We start from the raw sequence: 18,641 nt of genomic DNA on the forward strand, positions 1-18,641 counted from the left end.
CATCCTCAGCGCTCCAAGTAGGCGTTGAGGATGTGGGCGATCTGGGCGACCGCGCCCGGGTCGGTCATCTCGAGGTGGGCCGCATCGATGTCGAAGGCCGAGATCCGGCCGCTGACAACGTCGGCCCATCCGGCGTGTCCGGTGGCGTCGGCCCGCCGGTCGCGGGTGGCGGTGAAGTACAGCATGTCGCTGTCGAGGAGCGCGGGCTGCCAGGTGCTGGCGGCCCGGATCGCCAGGTTGTAGGCGTCGGTCAGGCGCTCGATTTGCGCGGCGTCGATGCCCATCGCGGTGCCGAGGTGCTGTTCGATCAGGTCGGCGGCCTCCTGGGCGGTCGCGTCGGGGCTGACGTAGTCGACGCCCATGACCGGACCGAGGTTGCTGATCAGCTCGCCCGCGGTGACGGTGCGCAGCGTGGATTCGTCGACCCCGCTCGCCTCGGCGTCCAGTAGCGCCAGCAGCGCGACTTCCTCACCGGCGGAACGCATTTCGACGGCAATCTGATGGGCGATCGCGCCGCCGAGCGACCAGCCGAGCAGGTGGTACGGGCCGTGGGGTTGCACGGCGCGGATCTCCGCGAAGTAGCGTCGCGCCATCTCCACGATCGTGGTCGGTCCCGGGTCCTCGCCGGTGATCTGCGGGGCCTGGATGCCGTAGATCGGCCGGTCGCCGGCGAGGTACCGGTCGAAGGTGTGGTAGCACCACGACAGGCCCAGGGCGGGGTGGATGCAGAACAGCGGAGGCTGGTCGCCGCCGGTCCGGATGGGCAGCAGCACGTCGAAGCCGAGCGCGGTGCCGTCGACCGTGCTGCCGGAGCGCATGCCGGACTCGATCCGCTTGGCCAGATCGGCCGGGCAGGGATCGGACAGCATCCACCGGATCGGCACCTCGTAGTCGATCTCCTTGCGCAGGTGGGTGACCACCTGCACCGACTTCAGCGAGTTGCCGCCGAGGGCGTAGAAGTCGTCGTCCGCGCCGACCCGGTCCACGCCGAGCACCGCGCCGAAGGCTCGGGCGACTTCTTCCTCGAGCCACGACGACGGTTCGCGGAACTCGCCGACCGGGAGCACCGGCTCGGGGAGCAGCTTCCGGTCCAGCTTGCCGGACACGGTGAGCGGCATGCTGTCCAGGGCCATCACGGTGGTGGGCACCATGTAGTCGGTCAGCGCGCCCGCGGCGTGCGCCAGGATCGCGGCGGTGTCGATGGTCGCGCCCGCGGCGGGCACCACGTACCCGACGAGGTGTTCGGCCGCGCCCGTGTTGTGCACCAGCGCGATCGCGCGGGCGACGCTCGGGTGCTCGGCCAGCACCGCCTCGATCTCCCCGAGCTCGATCCGCAGGCCGCGCAGCTTCACCTGGAAGTCGGTGCGGCCCAGGTATTCCAGTTCGCCGTCGCTGTTCCAGCGCACCACGTCGCCGGTGCGGTAGAGGCGTCCGCCGTCGCCGAACGGGTCGGGCACGAACCGTTCCGCGGTGAGGCCGGGCCGCGACTGGTAGCCGCGCGAGAGCTGGACGCCCGCGAGGTACAGCTCGCCCGCGACGCCCGGCGGCACCGGGTGCAACCGGCTGTCGAGCACGTAGGCCCGGGTGTTCCAGGCGGGTGCGCCGATCGGCATGTTCCCGCTGTCGGTGTCGGTGACCGGATGCGAGGTCGCGCACACGGTGAACTCGGTCGGCCCGTACAGGTTGTGCAATTCGACCCCGGGCATGGTGCGCCGCGCCTCGGCGACGACGTCGGGACCGAACGCCTCACCACCGACCAGCAGCGTCCGCACGGAGTCCAGGGATCCGGCGGGCACCGCGTCGGCGAACACCGCCAGCATCGACGGCACCAGCGCGGTGATGGTGACCCGCTGGGCGGCAATGGTTTCCGCGAGATAGAGCGGGTCCGAGTGCCCGTCGGCGCGCGCGATCACCATGCGCGCCCCCATGGCGAGGGTCGCGAACAGTTCCCACACCGACATGTCGAAGGTGGCGGGGGACTTGTGCAGCACCACGTCGTCGGGTGACCACGCGTAGGTGCCGCCGAGCCACCGCACCTGGTTCACCACCGAACCATGGGTCACCGCCACGCCTTTCGGCCGTCCGGTCGACCCGGAGGTGAACAGGACGTAGGCGAGATTGTGTGGTCGCAGCGGCACGATCCGGTCGGCGTCGGTCACCGGACCGTCGTCGAATCCGGACAGGTCCAGGCCGTCGAGGGTCGACAGTTCCAGCGCGGGCGCCGCGATCGACAGCATGTACTCGACGCGATCGTCCGGCAGGTCCGGATCGATGGGCACGTAGCCCGCGCCCGCGGCGTGCACGGCGTACATGGCGGTCACCTGGTCCAGGGACCGCCGCATCCGCAGCGCCACCAGGGATTCCGGGCCCACGCCGCGGCCGATCAGCCAGCGCGCCAACCGATTGACGCGGGTGGCGAATGCCGCGTAGGTCAGGGACTCGTCGGCGGTCACGATGGCGGTCCGGTCCGGGTAGGCCCGTACCGAGTCGGTGAAGAGCGAGGCGAGCGTCTCGTCGGTGGGGAGGTCGCGGTCGGTCGAATTCCAGTGCCGCAGTACGGTGTCCCGTTCCTCGACTCCGAGCAGGTCAACGTCGTACACCTGCTGGGTCGCGTCGGTCGCCAGGGCGCCGAGCAGCCGCAGCAGCCGGTCGGCGATGGTGCTCGCCGTGGCCGCGTCGAACAGGTCGCTCGCGTAGGTCACCGCGCCGGAGATTCCGGCCGGTTCACCGGTGGCGTCGTAGGAATCCTGTACGGACACCAGCAGATCGAACAGCGCGGTGTCGGCGTCGGGTGTGACGCCCGAGACCGACAGGCCCGGCAGTTCGAATTCGGCCTTGTCGACGTTCTGGAACGCCAGCATCACCTGGAACAGCGGGTGATGCGCGTGCGACCGCATCGGATTCAGCTCCTGCACCAGCCGCTCGAACGGCACGTCGGCGTGCCCGAAGGCGGCGAGGTCGGTGCCGCGCACATGCTCGAGCAGTTGGGTGAGGGTCATCTCCGGCGCCAGCCGGGTCCGCAGCACCAGGGTGTTGACGAACATGCCGACCAGGTCGTCGAGTTCGGGTTCGCCGCGTCCCGCGTACGGGGTGCCGATCGCGATGTCGTCCATGTCGGCGAGCCGGGCCAGGGTGGCGGCCAGCGCGGCGTGGACCACCATGAACAGCGTCGTGTTGTGCTCCCGCGCGACCTGCTGCAGGCCGGTGTGCAGGTCGGCGTCGATGCTGATCGGTACGGTCGCGCCCGCGTAGGTCTGCACGGGCGGCCGCGGCCGGTCGGTCGGGAGTTCCAGCAGCGGCGGGAGTTCCGCCAATTCGAGGGTCCAGTAGTCGATCTGGGCTCGGATCAGCGAGTCGGGATCGTCCTCGGTGCCCAGCACCGCGCGTTCCCAGATCGCGTAGTCCGCGTACTGCACCGGCAGTTCGGGCAGATTCGGGGTCTCCCCGGTCAGGTGGGCGGCGTAGGCGGTCATGGTGTCCCGGGCGAGCGGGCCCAGTGAGGAGCCGTCGCAGGAGATGTGGTGCGCGACCACGGCGAGGACCCATTCGTGCTGCCCGAGTTCGAACAGCCGGACCCGCAGGGGCGCGTCGACGGTGACGTCGAAGGCCGTCGCAACCAACGCCGACATCGCTTCGGCCAGTTCCGATTCCGTGACCGGGGTCGGAATGATCGGCGTCACGGCCCGTGCCGTGGGCAGCACGACCTGCGATGGTTCGCCCTCGGCGTACGGGTAGACGGTCCGCAGCACCTCGTGCCGGTCGACCACCTCGGTGAGGGCCGCGCGCAGCGCGTCGAGGTTCAGTTCTCCGGTGAGTCGCAGCATGATCGGGATGCTGTAGGCGGCCGAGTCGGGCTCGAGCCGGTTCAGGAACCACATGCGCTGCTGGGCGTAGGACAGTGGAATCCGTTGCGGCCGCCGCTGTGCGGTCAACCCGATCCGGCCGGTATTGGCCCGCGATTCGGCGCGTGCGGCCAGCCGCGCCACGGTCGGCGCTTCGAAGATGGTCGACACCGGGACGGTCCCGTCGAGCGCGGCGCCGATGCGGGCGGCGACACGGGTGGCGACCAGGCTGTTGCCGCCCAGTTCGAAGAAGTCGTCGTCGGCGCCGATGGGGGTGTCGATGTCGAGGACGTCGGCGAAGATGCCCGCCACGATCTCCTCCGCGGGGGAGGACGGGGCCCGGAATCGCTTGGCCTGCACCACGGGAGCGGGCAGCGCCGAGCGGTCGAGTTTGCCGTTGGGCGAGAGCGGGATGGTGTCGAGGATCATCACGGCGGCGGGGACCAGGTACGACGGCAGCGCCTCGGCCAGTGCCGCGCGCAGCTCCTCGCTCGACAGGCTCGCCCCGGCCTCGGGGACCGCGTAGGTCACCAGCTGGGTGGGCCCGGTGTCGGTGCGCCACGGTGTGGTGATCGCGTAGGCGACATCCGGCCGCGCGTCGAGGACGGCGTCGATCTCGCCCATCTCGACCCGGTAGCCGCGGATCTTGACCTGGAAGTCGTTGCGTCCCAGGAATTCCAGATTGCCCTCGGCGTTCCACCGCACCACGTCGCCGGTGCGGTACATGCGGCTGCCGGGTTCCCCGAACGGGTGCGCCACGAAGCGGGACCCGCTGGCGGCGGGCTTGTCCAGGTAGGCGCGCGCCAGGGACGGGCCCGCCAGATACAGCTCACCGGCCACCCCGACGGGCACCGGCCGCAGCCGGGCATCGAGGACCAGCGCCTGGACGGCCTGCAACGGAACGCCGATCGTCGGCCGGTCGCCGGGCCACAGCGGTCCGGTCGCCGTGGTCACCATCGTGGCCTCGGTCGGACCGTACAGCTCCCGGAACATCCGGATGCCCGCGAGATCGGTTCCGGCCCACCGGTTCACCAGCTCCGCCGACACCTCGTCACCACCGGACATGACCACCCGCAGGTCGTCGAGCCCGGCCGGATCCACCGATGCCAGCGCGGCGGGGGTCATGAAGGCGTGGGTGACGCGCTCCTCGCGCAGGAATTCCGTCATCTCGGCGCCACCGTAGACGCCGGTCGGCGCGATGATCAGCGCACCGGCGCCGCTGACCGCCATCAGGGTCTCCAGCAGGGCGGCGTCGAACGACGGCGATGCGAAGCGCAGTACCCGGGAGGCCGGCCCGAGGTCGAAGTCGGCGCGGAACGAGGCGAGGAAGTCGGCAACGCCGGTGTGGGTGACGGCCACGCCCTTCGGTCTTCCGGTCGACCCGGAGGTGAAGACCACGTACGCCACGTTCTCGGCGCGCATCGGGTGGAGCCGGTCGGGATCGCCGACCGGCCCGCTCGCCAACCCGTCGAGGCGCTCGGCGACAGCCGCGTCGTCGAGCACGATCCAGTCCACCGACGTGGGCAGCCGGCCGGAGACGGCGGACACCGTGACACCCAGCGTCGCGGCCGAATCCGACACCATCTGCGCGATCCGGCTCTCCGGGTATCCGGCGTCCACCGGGACGAAAGCCGCGCCCGACTTGACCACGGCCCACCACGCGACCACGGTCTCCAGCGAGCGCGAGGCCGCCACCAGCACGGGGGTCTCCGGTCCGGCGCCGCGGCCGATCAGCAACCGCGCCAACCGGTTCGAGCGTTCATCGAGTTGCGTGTACGTCAAGGCGGTGTCGCCGGCGACCACGGCGATGCCGTGCGGGTTGTTCCGGACGGCGGTGTCGAACACCTCCGGCAGCAGTCCGGAGGGCTCCGGCCTGGTGCCGGTGCGCGCTCCGGCCCGGGAGGTGAGCGCGGCGCGCTCGGCGGCGTCGAGCCAGTCGATATCGCCGACCACCACGGCCGGATCGGCGGCGACGGCTTCGAGCACCCGCACCAACCGGCGCATGATCGCCGCCGCGGTCGACTCGTCGAACAGGTCCCGGGCGAAGGTCAGCATGCCCGAGATGCCCTGTGCGACACCGGCCTCGGGGGCCGCTTCGGAGAGCACGAGTTGCAGGTCGAACTGCGTCGCCCCGGTATCGACCTCGGCGCGGGCGATGCGGACGCCGGGCAGCGCCACCTCGACCGTCGCCAGGTTCTCGAACGCCAGGGCCACCTGGAACAGCGGATGCCGGGCCGCGGATCGCTCCGGGTTCAGCTCCTCCACCACCCGCTCGAACGGCACGTCGGCGTGCTCGAAGGCCAGCAGGTCGGTGTCGCGGGCGCGCATGAGGAGCTCGGCGAACCGCTCGGTGGTGTCGACCCGGGTGCGCAGGGCCAGCGTGTTCACGAACATGCCGACCAGTTGTTCCAGGCCGGGTTCGCCGCGCCCGGCGACAGGGGTGCCGATCACGACGTCGTCGGTGCCGCCGAGCCGTCCCAGCACCGTTGCCAGCGCGGCGTGCATCACCATGAACAGCGACGCTCCACGCGACCGCGCGAGGGTGACCAGTTGCCGGTGCAGGTCCGCGTCGATCCGCACCGGCACCCGGCCCCCCGCCAGGGAGGCGACGGCGGGGCGCGGGCGGTCGGCGGGCAGGTCCAACCGGTCCGGCGCGCCGTCGAGGGTGGTGCGCCAGAACTCCAGCTGGGCGGACATCAGGGAGGCCGGATCGTCCGCGGCGCCGAGCATCTCGCGCTGCCACCACGCGAAGTCGGCGTACTGCACGGTGAGCGGCTTCCATTCGGGCGCGTGCCCCGCGGTTCGCGCGGCGTAGGCCGTCATCACGTCATGGGCCAGTGGCCCCATCGACTGGCCGTCACCGGCGATGTGATGGACCACCAGCACCAGCAGGAATTCGCCGGTGCCATCGTCGTGTTCGGCGAGTTCGAACAGGCCCACCCGCATCGGAACGTTCGCGGTGACGTCGAATCCGCGGCGCACGAACTCGCCGACCACCTCGGCGACGGCCTCTTCGGGCACGCGCTTCGGCTCGACCGCGGTCGCGGGCTCGTCGAGCACGACCTGCCGGGGCTCACCGGAGAATTCGGGGTAGACCGTCCGCAGCACCTCGTGGCGGGTGACCACATCGGCGAGCGCGGCCGCGAGGGCCTCGGTGTCCAGCGATCCCGACAACCGCAGCATGACCGGGATGTTGTAGGCCGGGGATTCGGGCTCGAAGCGGTTGAGGAACCACATCCGCTGCTGGGCCAGCGACAGCGGCACCGGGTCGGGATGGGTCCCGGGCAGCAGCGGCAGCCGGTCCGAGTCACTGAATGTCCAGGTGCGAGCGGCCAATTCGGCGACCGTCGGCGCTTCGAAGATGGACCGCACCGGCACCTGCACCTGCAGGGCCGCGCCCAGCCGTCCCGCGACCAGCGAGGCGCTGAGCGAATCGCCGCCCAGTTCGAAGAAGTCGTCGTCCGCGCCGACACCGGCCACATCGAGGACCCGCTCGTAGATCCGTGCCACCAGTTCTTCCGCACCCGGTGTCGGGGCCCGGAATTCGCGGGTGACGGCGACGGGCTCGGGTAGTCGGTCGCGATCGAGTTTGCCGTTGGCGGTCAGCGGCACCTCGTCGAGCACGATCACCGCGGACGGCACCATGATCCGGGGCAGCGACTCGGCCAGTGCCGCACGCAATTCCGCACCCGAGAGCTGGATTCCGGCCGCGGGCACGACATAGGACACCAGCCGGACCGGCCGACCGGGATCGTGGCGCGGCACGGTGACCGCGTACGCGACCTCGGGCCGCGCGCCGAGCGCGGCGTCGATCTCGCCGAGTTCGATGCGGGTGCCGTGCACCTTCACCTGGAAGTCGTTGCGGCCCAGGAACTCGAACTCGCCGTCGGCGGTGCGGCGCACCACGTCGCCGGTGCGGTACATGGGGCGGCCGGGCTCACCGAACGGGCAGGCCACGAAGCGCGCCGCGGTCAAGGCCGCCCTGGCGACGTAGCCGTCGGCCAGGCCCGCGCCGAACAGGTACAGCTCACCCGCGACGCCGTGCGGCACCGGCCGCAACCAGGTGTCGAGGACTACGGCCGCCACGGGACCGACCGGTCGGCCGATCGTGATGGCCGCACCCGGCGTCAGCGCGTCGGTGGCCGTCGCCCAGATGGTGGTCTCGCTGGGCCCGTACAGATTGACCATGGTGCGCCCGGGGGCCCACCGCTCGACCAGTTCGGGCCCGAGGGGTTCACCGGCGGTCGCCAGCAGCCGCAGCCCGTCCAAACCGGCGGTCGGGACCGTCGCCAGCGCCGAGGGGGTCACCACGGCGTGCGAAACCCGTTCGCGCGCGATCAGTTCCGCCAGGTCGGGCCCGGCGTAGATCTCGCCGGGGGAGACGACCAGGCGGCCGCCCGACCCATGCGCCATGAGCAGTTCGAACACCGAGGCGTCGAAGCTGGGCGAGGCGACCTGCAGCACCACCGACATCGGGTCCACCCCGAACCGCCGCCGCTGCGCCGCGACGATATCGGCCAGGCCGCGATGGCTCACCAGCACGCCCTTGGGGGTTCCGGTGGAGCCGGAGGTGTAGCTGACGTACGCGATCTGCTCGCGCCGGATCGGCGCGCCGCGTTCGGCATCGGTGATCGGCGCGCCCGACACCGAGTCCAGGGCGTGCAACGCCTGCGACCCGTCCAGCAGCAGCCAGTCGACGCCGTCCGGCGGGCGCTTGCGGACGGAACCGTCGGTCAGCCCGAGCACGGTGCCCGAGTCCGACAGCAGGAATTCGATCCGTTCGGCGGGCAGCGTCGGATCGATCGGCAGGATCGCCGCACCCGTCTTCGCCACCGCCCACAGAGTGACCGTGGCCGCCAGCGAGCGGGGCAGCACCGAGGCGACCACCTGACCGCGTCGGGCCCCGCGCCGCAACAGGATTCGAGCCAGCCTGGTGGATCGGTCGTCGAGCTGCCGGTAGGTCAGGGAATCCGCGCCGCAGCGAACCGCGACCGTATCCGGATCGGCGATCACCGAGGCCGCGAGGATGCGATCCAGGGTCTCCGGGAGCGCCACCTCGGCAGCCGATTCCGGCCACGCGGGCAGCGGTTCCCGGTCCAGGGGCAGTTCGCCCAGCCGGGTGCCGGCGTGCGCGCCGATCCGGCCCAGCAGGTCGATGAAGCGGTCGAGAACGCGCCGCGCGGAGTCGTGGTCGAAGACCCGTTCGTGGTAGCGGAGGATGATCTTCAGGCCGTTCGCCGCACCGTGCTCGGACTGCATCGGTTCCACGACCATGCTCAACGGGTACGGGGCCGCGTCCACGCCGTCGAGGTCGGTCACCCGCAGGCCCGCCGAATCGACAAGGCGTTGCAGGGCCGAGCGGTCGACGGGGAACGACTGGTAGGTGATGGCGGTGTCGAACAGCTCCGACAAGCCTGCGCTGCGGTGGATCTCGGGCAGGCCGATGTGGTGGTGGTCGAGCATGCGGGCCTGCCGCGACTGCATCTCGCTCAGCAACTCGCGCACCGTCATGGCCGGATCGAGCGGGACGCGCACCGGAATCGTGTTCAGGAACATGCCGAGCGTCTGGTCGACCATCGGCAATTCCGGAGGCCGGCCCGCGACCGAGGCACCGAAGATCACATCGGTCTCACCGGTCAGCACACGCAGATTCAGCGCCCACGCCGCGTTGACGGCGGTATTGAGGGTGACGGCCGCGTCCGCGGCCACCCGGCGCAGTGCGCCGAAGCGGTCCTCGGCCAGCTCGGCCCCGACCTCGCCGGAGGACGTCGGGCCCGCGTCGGCCTCACGGGACACCCGGGTGGGGGCGTCGACATCCGAGAATTCCCGCGCCCAGGCCGCTTTGGACTCGGCGTTGTCCTGCCGACCCAGCCAGGTCAGGTAGTCGCGGTAGGTGGGGGCCGGTCCGGCGGCGTCGATGTGGTCGGGCGAGCCGTAGTAGTCGAGCAGTTCGGCCATGAGCAGCGGCATCGACCAGCCGTCCAGGATCACATGGTGATTGGTGACCAGCAGCCGGTAGGACTGCGCACCGAGCCGGATCAGGGTCAGGCGCAGCAGCGGCGGGGCCGCCAGGTCGAAGCTCTCGGCCGCGTCCGCCGCGGCGATCGCGGCCGGGTCGGTCGGGCCGTCCGCGTCGTCGCCGGCGGCCGGATCGACCACCCGGAACGGGATCTCGGCGTGATCGACCACGACCTGGCACGGCCCGGCCGCGGTGTCCGCGAACGCGGCCCGCAGGATGTCGTGCCGGTCCACCAGTGCCTGCGCGGCCCGCCGCAGCCGCTCGGCGTCGACGGCGCCGGAGAAGCCGATCATCGTCTGGACGGTGTAGCCGTCGTCCGCGTCCGGGTCGAACATCGTGTGGAAGTGCATGCCGGACTGCATGGGCGACAACGGCCAGACATCGGACAGCCGGGGGTACTGCCGCTCGAGCTGATCGATGTCCTGGCGGGTGAGCTTGACGAGTTGGGTACCCACGGCGCGATACGCGTGATGCGCGGTGGCGGGCCGCGGGGGCTCCTCGACGGCCTTCGGGGTCGCTCCGCCGTCGGCCAGCGCGGCCAGGGCCGCAACGGTCTTGCCTTCGAAGACATCTCGCGGAGTCAGCGTCAACCCCGCGTTCCGCGCCAGCGCCACCAGCCGCATGGACACGATGCTGTCGCCGCCGAGGGCGAAGAAGTTGCTGTCGGCGGACACCGACTCCAGGTGCAGCACCTCGGCGAAGAGCCGCGCCATCACCTGCTCGGCGGGGGTCGACGGTGCTCTGCCGCCGGTCGCGCCCACCTCGAAGGCGCGCTTCTGCAAGGCTCTTCGATCGACCTTGCCCGTGGGAGTCCGCGGCATCTCTTCGAGCCGCACGATCGCGGCGGGGTTCATGTAGCGCGGCATGCTGCCCGCCAGATCGCCCTCGATGGCGGTCACGTCGACCGATTCGCCGGGTGCGGCCACGACATAGGACACCAGCAACGGTTCGCCGGTAGGCCCGTCGACGGTCACCGTGGCGACGCTGGACACGGCGGGGTGGCGCGCGATGTGGGCGTCGATCTCGCCGGGCTCGATGCGCAGCCCGTGAATCTTGACCTGCTGATCGATGCGGCCCAGGTACTCCAGCGCGAGACGGCCGTTCGCCCGAACCCAGCGCACGGAATCACCGGTGCGGTAGAGCCGTTCACCGCGGGTGGACCGCGGATCGGCGACGAACCGCGCCGCCGACACCTCCGGGCGATCGAGGTAGCCGCGGGCCAGGCCCGGGCCGCCGATGTACAGCTCACCCGCGACGCCGACCGGCACCGGTCGCAGCCACGGGTCCAGCACCAGCGCGGACGCGCCGATGACGGGTCCGCCGATCGTGACGGGGTCACCGGCGGCGAGATCGTCGGATCCCGTTGCCCAGACGGTGCATTCGGTCGGACCGTAGTGGTTCATGAGCCGCCGGCCGGGGGCCCACCGGTTCACGGTGTCGGGCCCGACCGCCTCACCGACCACGGCCAGGGTGGTCAACGACGGCAGGTGGGACGGGTCCATGGTGTTCAGCACCGACGGGGTGATGATCGCGTGCGAAACCCGCTGCGACCGAAGCAGTTCCTCCAGGTCGATGCCCGCGTACACCTCGGGCGGCGCGACCACGAGGCACGCCCCACTGCCGTGCGCCAACAGCATCTCCGAGACGCAGGCGTCGAATCCGGGCGAGGCCACCTGCAACACCAGGGATTCCGGGGTGGGCCGGAACGCGTCGGCCTGCGCCGCGACCAGATCGGCCACACCCCGGTGGCTGAGGTGGACCGCCTTGGGCGTGCCGGTCGAGCCGGACGTGTAGATCACGTACGCCGCGTGGTCGACCGACAGGTCCACCTCGGGCGGGTGCGGGAGAAGCTCATCGGCGTCGGACGTCGGAGCCTCCAGCGTCAGCCAGTCGACCGCCGCCGGAAGCTGCTGTGCGACAGCACTTGTCGTGACACCCAGTCGGGTGTGCGAGCCGGACAGCAGCTCGCCGATCCGCGCGGCCGGATTGCCGGGATCCAGGGGCAGGAACGCGGCGCCGGTCTTGGCGACGGCCCAGATCGCGACGATGAGTTCGGCCGAGCGGGGCAGCACCAGAGCCACGGTCGACTCGGGGCGTGCGCCGTGGGCGATCAGCCGGCGGGCGAACGCGTCGGCCCGCTCGTCCAGCTCCCGATAGGTCCACGTCGTGTCGCTGTACCGGACGGCCGCGGCGTCGGGGTGCCGGCGTGCGGTCGCGGACAGGATGTCGCGGAGCACCCGCTCGGGGGCGGGCTCGCCGCCGCTGACCGAGAGCAGCTTGGCGCGTTCGGAATCCCAGCAGGACGAGATCGACGCGACCGTGGCGGCCGGATCGTCGACGAGCTGCATGAGCAGCAGCTCGAAGCGACCGAGCAGCTGATGGGCGTCATTGTCGTCGAAGCGGTCGGTGGCGAATTTCAGTGTCACCGAATAGGTTCCGGTGTCGGCTCCGCCGTCGCCACCCGGGCGCGGTGGGGTCACCTGCAGGCTCAACGGGAACGGCGTCGCGTCGTGCGCGTCGATCTCGACCAGCCGCAAACCGGCGGCCGAGAGGTCGTGGGCCAGCAACTCCCGATCGAACGGGTAGGACTCGAGCACCGTCGCGGTGTCGAACATGTCGGTGATCCCGGATACCCGCTGCAATTCCGCCAAGCCGATGTGCTGGTGATCCAGCATCGCGGCCTGCTCGGCCTGCACCCGCACCAGCAGATCGCCGACGGTCTCGCCGGGCTCGAGCCGGATCCGCACGGGCAGCGTGTTCACCATCAGCCCGACCATGCGCTCGACATCCGGAATCCGCGGCGGACGGTTCGAGACCGTATTGCCGAACACCACGTCCGGCCGCCCGGCCAGCACGGACACCAGCAGCGCCCAGGCCACGTGCAGGGCGGTATTGGGGGTGACGCCGTGCGAGCGGCCGAGGTCGAGAATCGCGGCGGAGGTGGCGGTATCGAGGTGCAGGCCCACCTCGCCCGCGTCCGAGGTGACCGTCCGCTCCGGGCCGTTCGTGATCCGCGTCGGCCGGTCGATCCCGGCGAGCATGTCCCGCCACGCGGCCGCCGTGGCGTCGCCGTCCTGCTCCTGGAGCCAGCGCAGGTATTCGCGGAACGACCGCGCGGGCGCGAGGCCGGCGGTGTCGCCGTCGGAGACGTACAGCGTCAGCAACTCGTGGATGAGCAGCGGCATCGACCAGCCGTCCAGCACCAGATGGTGATTGGTCACCAGCAGCCGGAACTGTTCGACACCGGTGCGCACGAGGTGGAAACGCACCAGCGGCGGCCGCGCCGGATCGAAGGGCGCGGCGGCGACGCGCGCGATGTCACGCAGCGCTTCGTCCTGCCGGTCGACCAGGCTGACATCGGACTCGGCCCACTCGACCGCGGTGTCGCGCAGCACGATCTGACGCGGCCCGGCATCGGTCTCGACGAACGCGGTCCGCAGGGCGTCGTGCCGATCCAGCAGCACCTGGGCGGCCCGCCGCATCCGCTCGCCGTCCACCTGGCCGTCGAACGTCAGCGCGGCCTGCACGATGTAGCCGTCCTCGCCGCCCCGGTCGTAGATGGTGTGGAACAGCAACCCGGACTGCAGGGCGGTGAGCGGCCACACCTCGGTCATCGACGGGTATTCGCGCAGCCACCGGTCGATCTGCTCCTGGGCGACGGTGGCGAGCGGGAAGTCGGAGGGTGTGTAGCTGTGTCCGGTCGCGGACCGGACGTGATCGGCCAGCGACTCCAGCGCGCGGGTCCACAGTCCGGCGAGTTCCTCGACGTCCTCGGCCGCCATTGCCTGCGACGCGAATTCCCATGTCACAGCGAGCTCCAGCCCATCGTTGCCCGCCTCGGCGATGGCATTGACATCGAGCAGGGCGGCCAGCGCCATGGCCGGATCGCTGGTCCCGGTGAGCGCGGTGAACTCGGTGGTCGGGGCCCACGGCCCGGACCGCTCACCCGAACTCACGCGCCCGAGGTAGTTGAAGCTGATCTGCGGTTTGGGTAGGGGCGCGAGCTCGGCGCGGCCCACGGGGTCGAGATGCCGCAGCACCGGGAAGCCGATGCCGTTGCCCGGCACCGCGCGCAGCTGCTCCTTGACCAGCTTGATCGCCCGTCCCGCGCTCGGGCCGCCGGCGAGGGCGTCGTCGAGGTCGAGGTCGTCCCATTCGATGCGGATCGGGAAGCGGGTGGTGAACCAGCCGACGGTGGCGCCCAGATCCGCGCCCGGGACGGCGTGTTCCTCGCGGCCGTGGCCTTCCAACAGGATCGACTCCCCGGTCGAGGTCACGCCGCGCCGGCGTCGCCACTCTGCCAGAGCCAGCACCAGTGCCGCGACCAGCGGATCGTTGGCGCCGCAATGGAATCGGTCCGGGATGGTGGTGAGGACCGCCTCGGTCACCGCCGCCGGAATCCGTTCGTGGATCCGGCCCGCCGTGGCGCCGGTGTCGACGTCCGGGTCCAGGCGACGCGAGCCGAGTAGTCGGTCCTCGTGCGAGAGAACGTCTTTCCAGTGCTCGAGTTCGGTCGCGCGCCTACCGTGCGCCCGCTCGGCCAAACCGTGCAACCACCGCCGCACCGAGGTGGTGGCCGGACCCCACCGCGGCTCATCGCCCTGTGTCCAGGCCTGTGCGAGATCGGTGAGCACGGTGCGCCACGACACCGCGTCCACGGCGAGATGGTGGATCACCAGCCAGAGCAGGTCGGGTCCGGAATCGCGGTCGTCCCGCAGCCACACGGCCTGAACGAGTACGCCGTTGCCGGGATCCAATCGATCCGCGGCGTCCTGGAGATGACGGTCGATCTCGTCGGCGTCGCGACGGCCGAGGCGCACCTCGTGCAGCGAGGAACCCGGGTCGACCCCGTCCCGCTCGAGGACCTCGACGTAGCCACCCGATCCGACGCCGCGCAAGGCCGCGCGCAGCATGTCGTGGCGGTCCATCAGGGAGCCCAGTGCGCGCACCAGACCGGCTCGATCGACTCCGTCCGGGAGTTCCACGAGCGCGGCCTGCGCGAACCGGTCGTAGTGACCGCGGTCGAGCATGGCGTGCATGATCGGCGACAACGGCATCCGCCCGACGCCGCCGCCCGGCAGTTCGGCCAGCCCGGGCGCATCGCCGACCTCGGTGGCCACGGCCGCCAGCCCGGCGACCGTCTTGTGCACGAAGACGTCCTGGGTCGAGAAGCCCAGGCCCTCGGCCTTGGCGCGCGCCACGAGGCGGATCGACAGGATGCTGTCGCCGCCCAGGACGAAGAAGCTGTCGTCGGCCCCGACCCGGGGCACCCCGAGCACCTCCGCGAACAGCCCCGCGATCGTCTTCTCCCGTTCGGTCGCCGGGGCCCGCCCGGCGGGTGCGGTCCCGAACTCGGGCTTCGGCAAGGCGTGGCGATCCACCTTGCCGAAGGCGTTCATCGGCAGGCTGTCCAGGGGCAGCACGATCGCCGGAACCAGGTGCGGCGGCAGCGTTTCGCGGGCGAAGCGCAGGATCTCGACCGGATCGATATCGCGGCCCTCGACCGGCACGACATACGACGCCAGCACGGTGGTGCCGACATTGTTCTGTGCCGGCACGGTGACGCACAGATCCACGTCCTCGTGGGTGGTGAGCGCGGCGTCGACCTCGCCCGGCTCGATCCGGTAGCCGCGGATCTTGACCTGGAAATCGCTGCGGCCCATCAGTTCGAGCGCGGTGTCGCCGTTCTCGCCGGTCCAGCGCGCGATATCGCCGGTGCGGTACATGCGCGCACCGGTCCCGCCGTACGGGTCGGCGACGAAGCGGGCGGCGGTCTCGACGAATCGGTGGCTGTAGCCGCGGGCCAATCCCGGTCCGGCCAGATACAACTCGCCGACGGTGCCGCGTGGCACGGGCTGCAACGCGCGGTCGAGGACCATGGCCTCGACGCCGCGGATCGGGCCGCCGATCGTGTGCACCTGCCCGGGCTCGAGCATCGCTCCCGCGGCGGTGACGGTCGATTCGGTGGGCCCGTACTCGTTGAACATGGCCGCCGACAGCGTCCAGCGTTCGACCAGATGCGGCGGGCAGACATCGCCACCCACCACGACCACTCGCACATCGGTCGGCAGCTCCGGATCCACCGTCGCCAGCATGGTCGGCGTCAGCGTCAGGTGGGTGACGTGCTCGTCGGCCAGCAGCCGGGTCAGCGAGTCGCCGCCGACCACCTCGGGCGGCACGACCACCAGCGTGGACCCGGACGCGAAGCAGGTCAGGAACTGTTCGAGGGAGGCGTCGAAACTGGGGGAGAGGGCGTACGACACACGGGAAGTCGTGTCGATGCCGAAGGTGGCCGCGCGATCGGCGACCAGATTCGCCAGACCGGTGTGCGTGACCTGCACGCCCTTCGGCGTTCCGGTGGAGCCCGAGGTGTAGGTCATGTACGCGACATTGGACGGCCGCAGCGGATGGCTGCGGTCGAGGTCGGAGATCGGCCCGGCCGCGGCGTCGGACAGAGCCAGGGTCGAGGGGTCGTCGAGCACTACTTGACGCAGGTCCGCCGGGAGGGTCTCGCGCAGCGCGTTCACCGTGATCGCCACGGTCGCACCGCTGTCGGCGACCATGTGCTCGATCCGCTTGGCCGGGTAGTCGGGGGCCATCTGCACGAAGGCCGCGCCGCTCTTGGCGACCGCCCAGGTCGCCACCACCGAATCGGTCGACCGGCGCAGCATGATCGCCACCGCCGTGTCCGGGCCACAACCCAGCGCGATCAGCTGCCGGGCGAGCCGTGAGGACTCGGAGTCCAGTTCGGCGTAGGTCATGCTCCGGCCATTGGAGATGATCGCGCAGCCGGCCGCGTTCCGGCGGGCGCTCTCGGCCAGCATGTCGGGCAGCAGGCGGGTGTCGACGGCGCTGGGCCCGCGCACGGGCAGCAGCTCATCGCGTTCCTGGCCGTCGAGCAGCGGCAGACCGCCGATCCGGCCGTCGGATCCGCCCGCCAGGAATTCGTGCAGGAACATGCGGAATCGTCGATGGTGACCGGCGAGTTCGTCGTGGCTGTAGGAATTCGGATTCCCCTGGAAGTCGATATATGTGCTCTCTTTGCCCGCGCCCGGGTAGATGTTGACGAAAAGGTCGGACGTGGGGCCCGAGGTGAGCACGTGCAAACGGCCCGTCGTCTCGCCCAGGACGACTTCGTTCTCCACCATCATGAGATTCACGGCGGGGCCGAACGAGGCGGCCTCGTCGCGCGCGATTCCCATATCGTGGAATATGTCCTCCTGGCGATACCGCTGCCGTCGCAGGGCGCTCGTCAATTCGCTTTTCACCGCCGCGATCAGTTCGCCGACGGTGCGATCCGCGACTCGGATGCGCAACGGGACCACATTGGCCACCATGCCGCCCGAACGCCGCAATACCGCGGAATGCCGGCCCGACACGGGCAGGCTCAGGAGAACTTCGTCGCTGCCGGTCATTCTCGCCAGATAGGCGGCGAACGCGGCGACGATGATCGGGGTCACGCTCTTGTCGTGGTCGAGCGCGACGGTATCGAGCAGGTGTGCGGTGTCTTCGGCGAGTTCGGTGCTGACCAGCGTCGGATGAATGGTGGGCTTGTTGACGTGGGCGGCCAGACTGGCGCCCGCCGGTGCGCCCGTCAGATGCTCCATCCAGTGGGCGCGATCGTTCTCCATCCGCGTCGAATCACGGTACGCCAGATCTTGTTCGGCGACCAGCCGCAGGTCCTGGGCCACGCACGCGGGGGGCTCCTCGGCCTTGATCCACGCGTTGTACAGCTCGGTCATGCGGTGCAGCATGGTCACGGCGGCGAATCCGTCGAGCGCGATGTGGTGCGCGCGCTGGTACCACAGGTAATGGTCGTCGCCGACCTGGAAGACAATGGCGATCACCAGGGAGTCGCGCAATAGATCCAGGGGTGCGGAATAGTCCTCGGTCATTCTGCGATGTGCCGTCGCCACCGGATCGGCATCCTGTCGCAAGTCCTCGACCCACACCGAGGCGCCGTTGTCGGCGTCGACGTACTGGAATGGCTCGCCGTCGATCTCGACCAGGCGAGTATGCCCCGACCCGAACTCCCGGCCGGCCGTTCGGCAGGCTTCGACCAGGAGTTCGGCGTCCAATTCGCCGACGATCTCGACGTATTGGGCGACGGATATGGGTGTGGAGACCGCGAGATGCTGGGCGAACCAGATTCCCCGCTGCGCGGATGTCAGCGGAAAGACCTCGTGTGATGAATGAAATGTGCCATCTGGCAACGATTCTGGCTGGTCAGGATTGCTTTCGATGCCATTGTGCAGTTGGCGCATTTCGACCTCCAGCAAACAACGTTCATGTCAGGAACTCAAAACGCCCGAGGGCCGGCTGTCGATACGCTCACGCGCGCCGGGTCCGGGGACCATGGAATATGGCGGCAGGGTGTGACTCCGACACCCGCATTGCTGTGTACGTCGGGTCCGCCGCTGAGATCATTACAGCGAGTACCAACCGGTTCGTATGTGCCGACGTCGGCGCTCGATTCCCGGCATTCGTTCGCTACATCGCATCCACCCCGACCCCCGAATCACCCTCAGACCTCCCGGAAAACCGTCCAGTATGCCTTCGACCGCAGTGTCGACTGAGACCATGCCGAACTTCCCAACTTGAAAAGCGACTGTCCATGATGATTCTGCGCTCCGATGCCGCAACCAGTCGGTTTATTGATCAAAATGTTGGAAAAGGTTGTGCCTCACAGCATGAGATCCGGATGGGCGAACGTTGGTTCATGGGGTTTGACCTGCGATATTGGTGCAGTTTAGTCGTGAAAATTACAGAGACGTGAGCCG

At 70.2% G+C, this 18,641-nt stretch carries 1 protein-coding gene; it reads right to left on the bottom strand.

Translation table 11 applies throughout. From position 1 onward, the window contains the following. Positions 1–5: 5 nt before the first annotated feature. Positions 6–18,125 carry an amino acid adenylation domain-containing protein gene (locus tag ACQPYY_RS16325; RefSeq protein WP_433594380.1) on the bottom strand — a complete coding sequence of 6,040 codons (18,120 nt, stop codon included), beginning with the start codon at positions 18,123–18,125 and terminating at the stop codon, positions 6–8. Between the last annotated feature and the right edge of the window lie 516 nt (positions 18,126–18,641).

This window comes from Nocardia sp. CA-145437, assembly GCF_050956485.1.
GTDB lineage: Bacteria > Actinomycetota > Actinomycetes > Mycobacteriales > Mycobacteriaceae > Nocardia.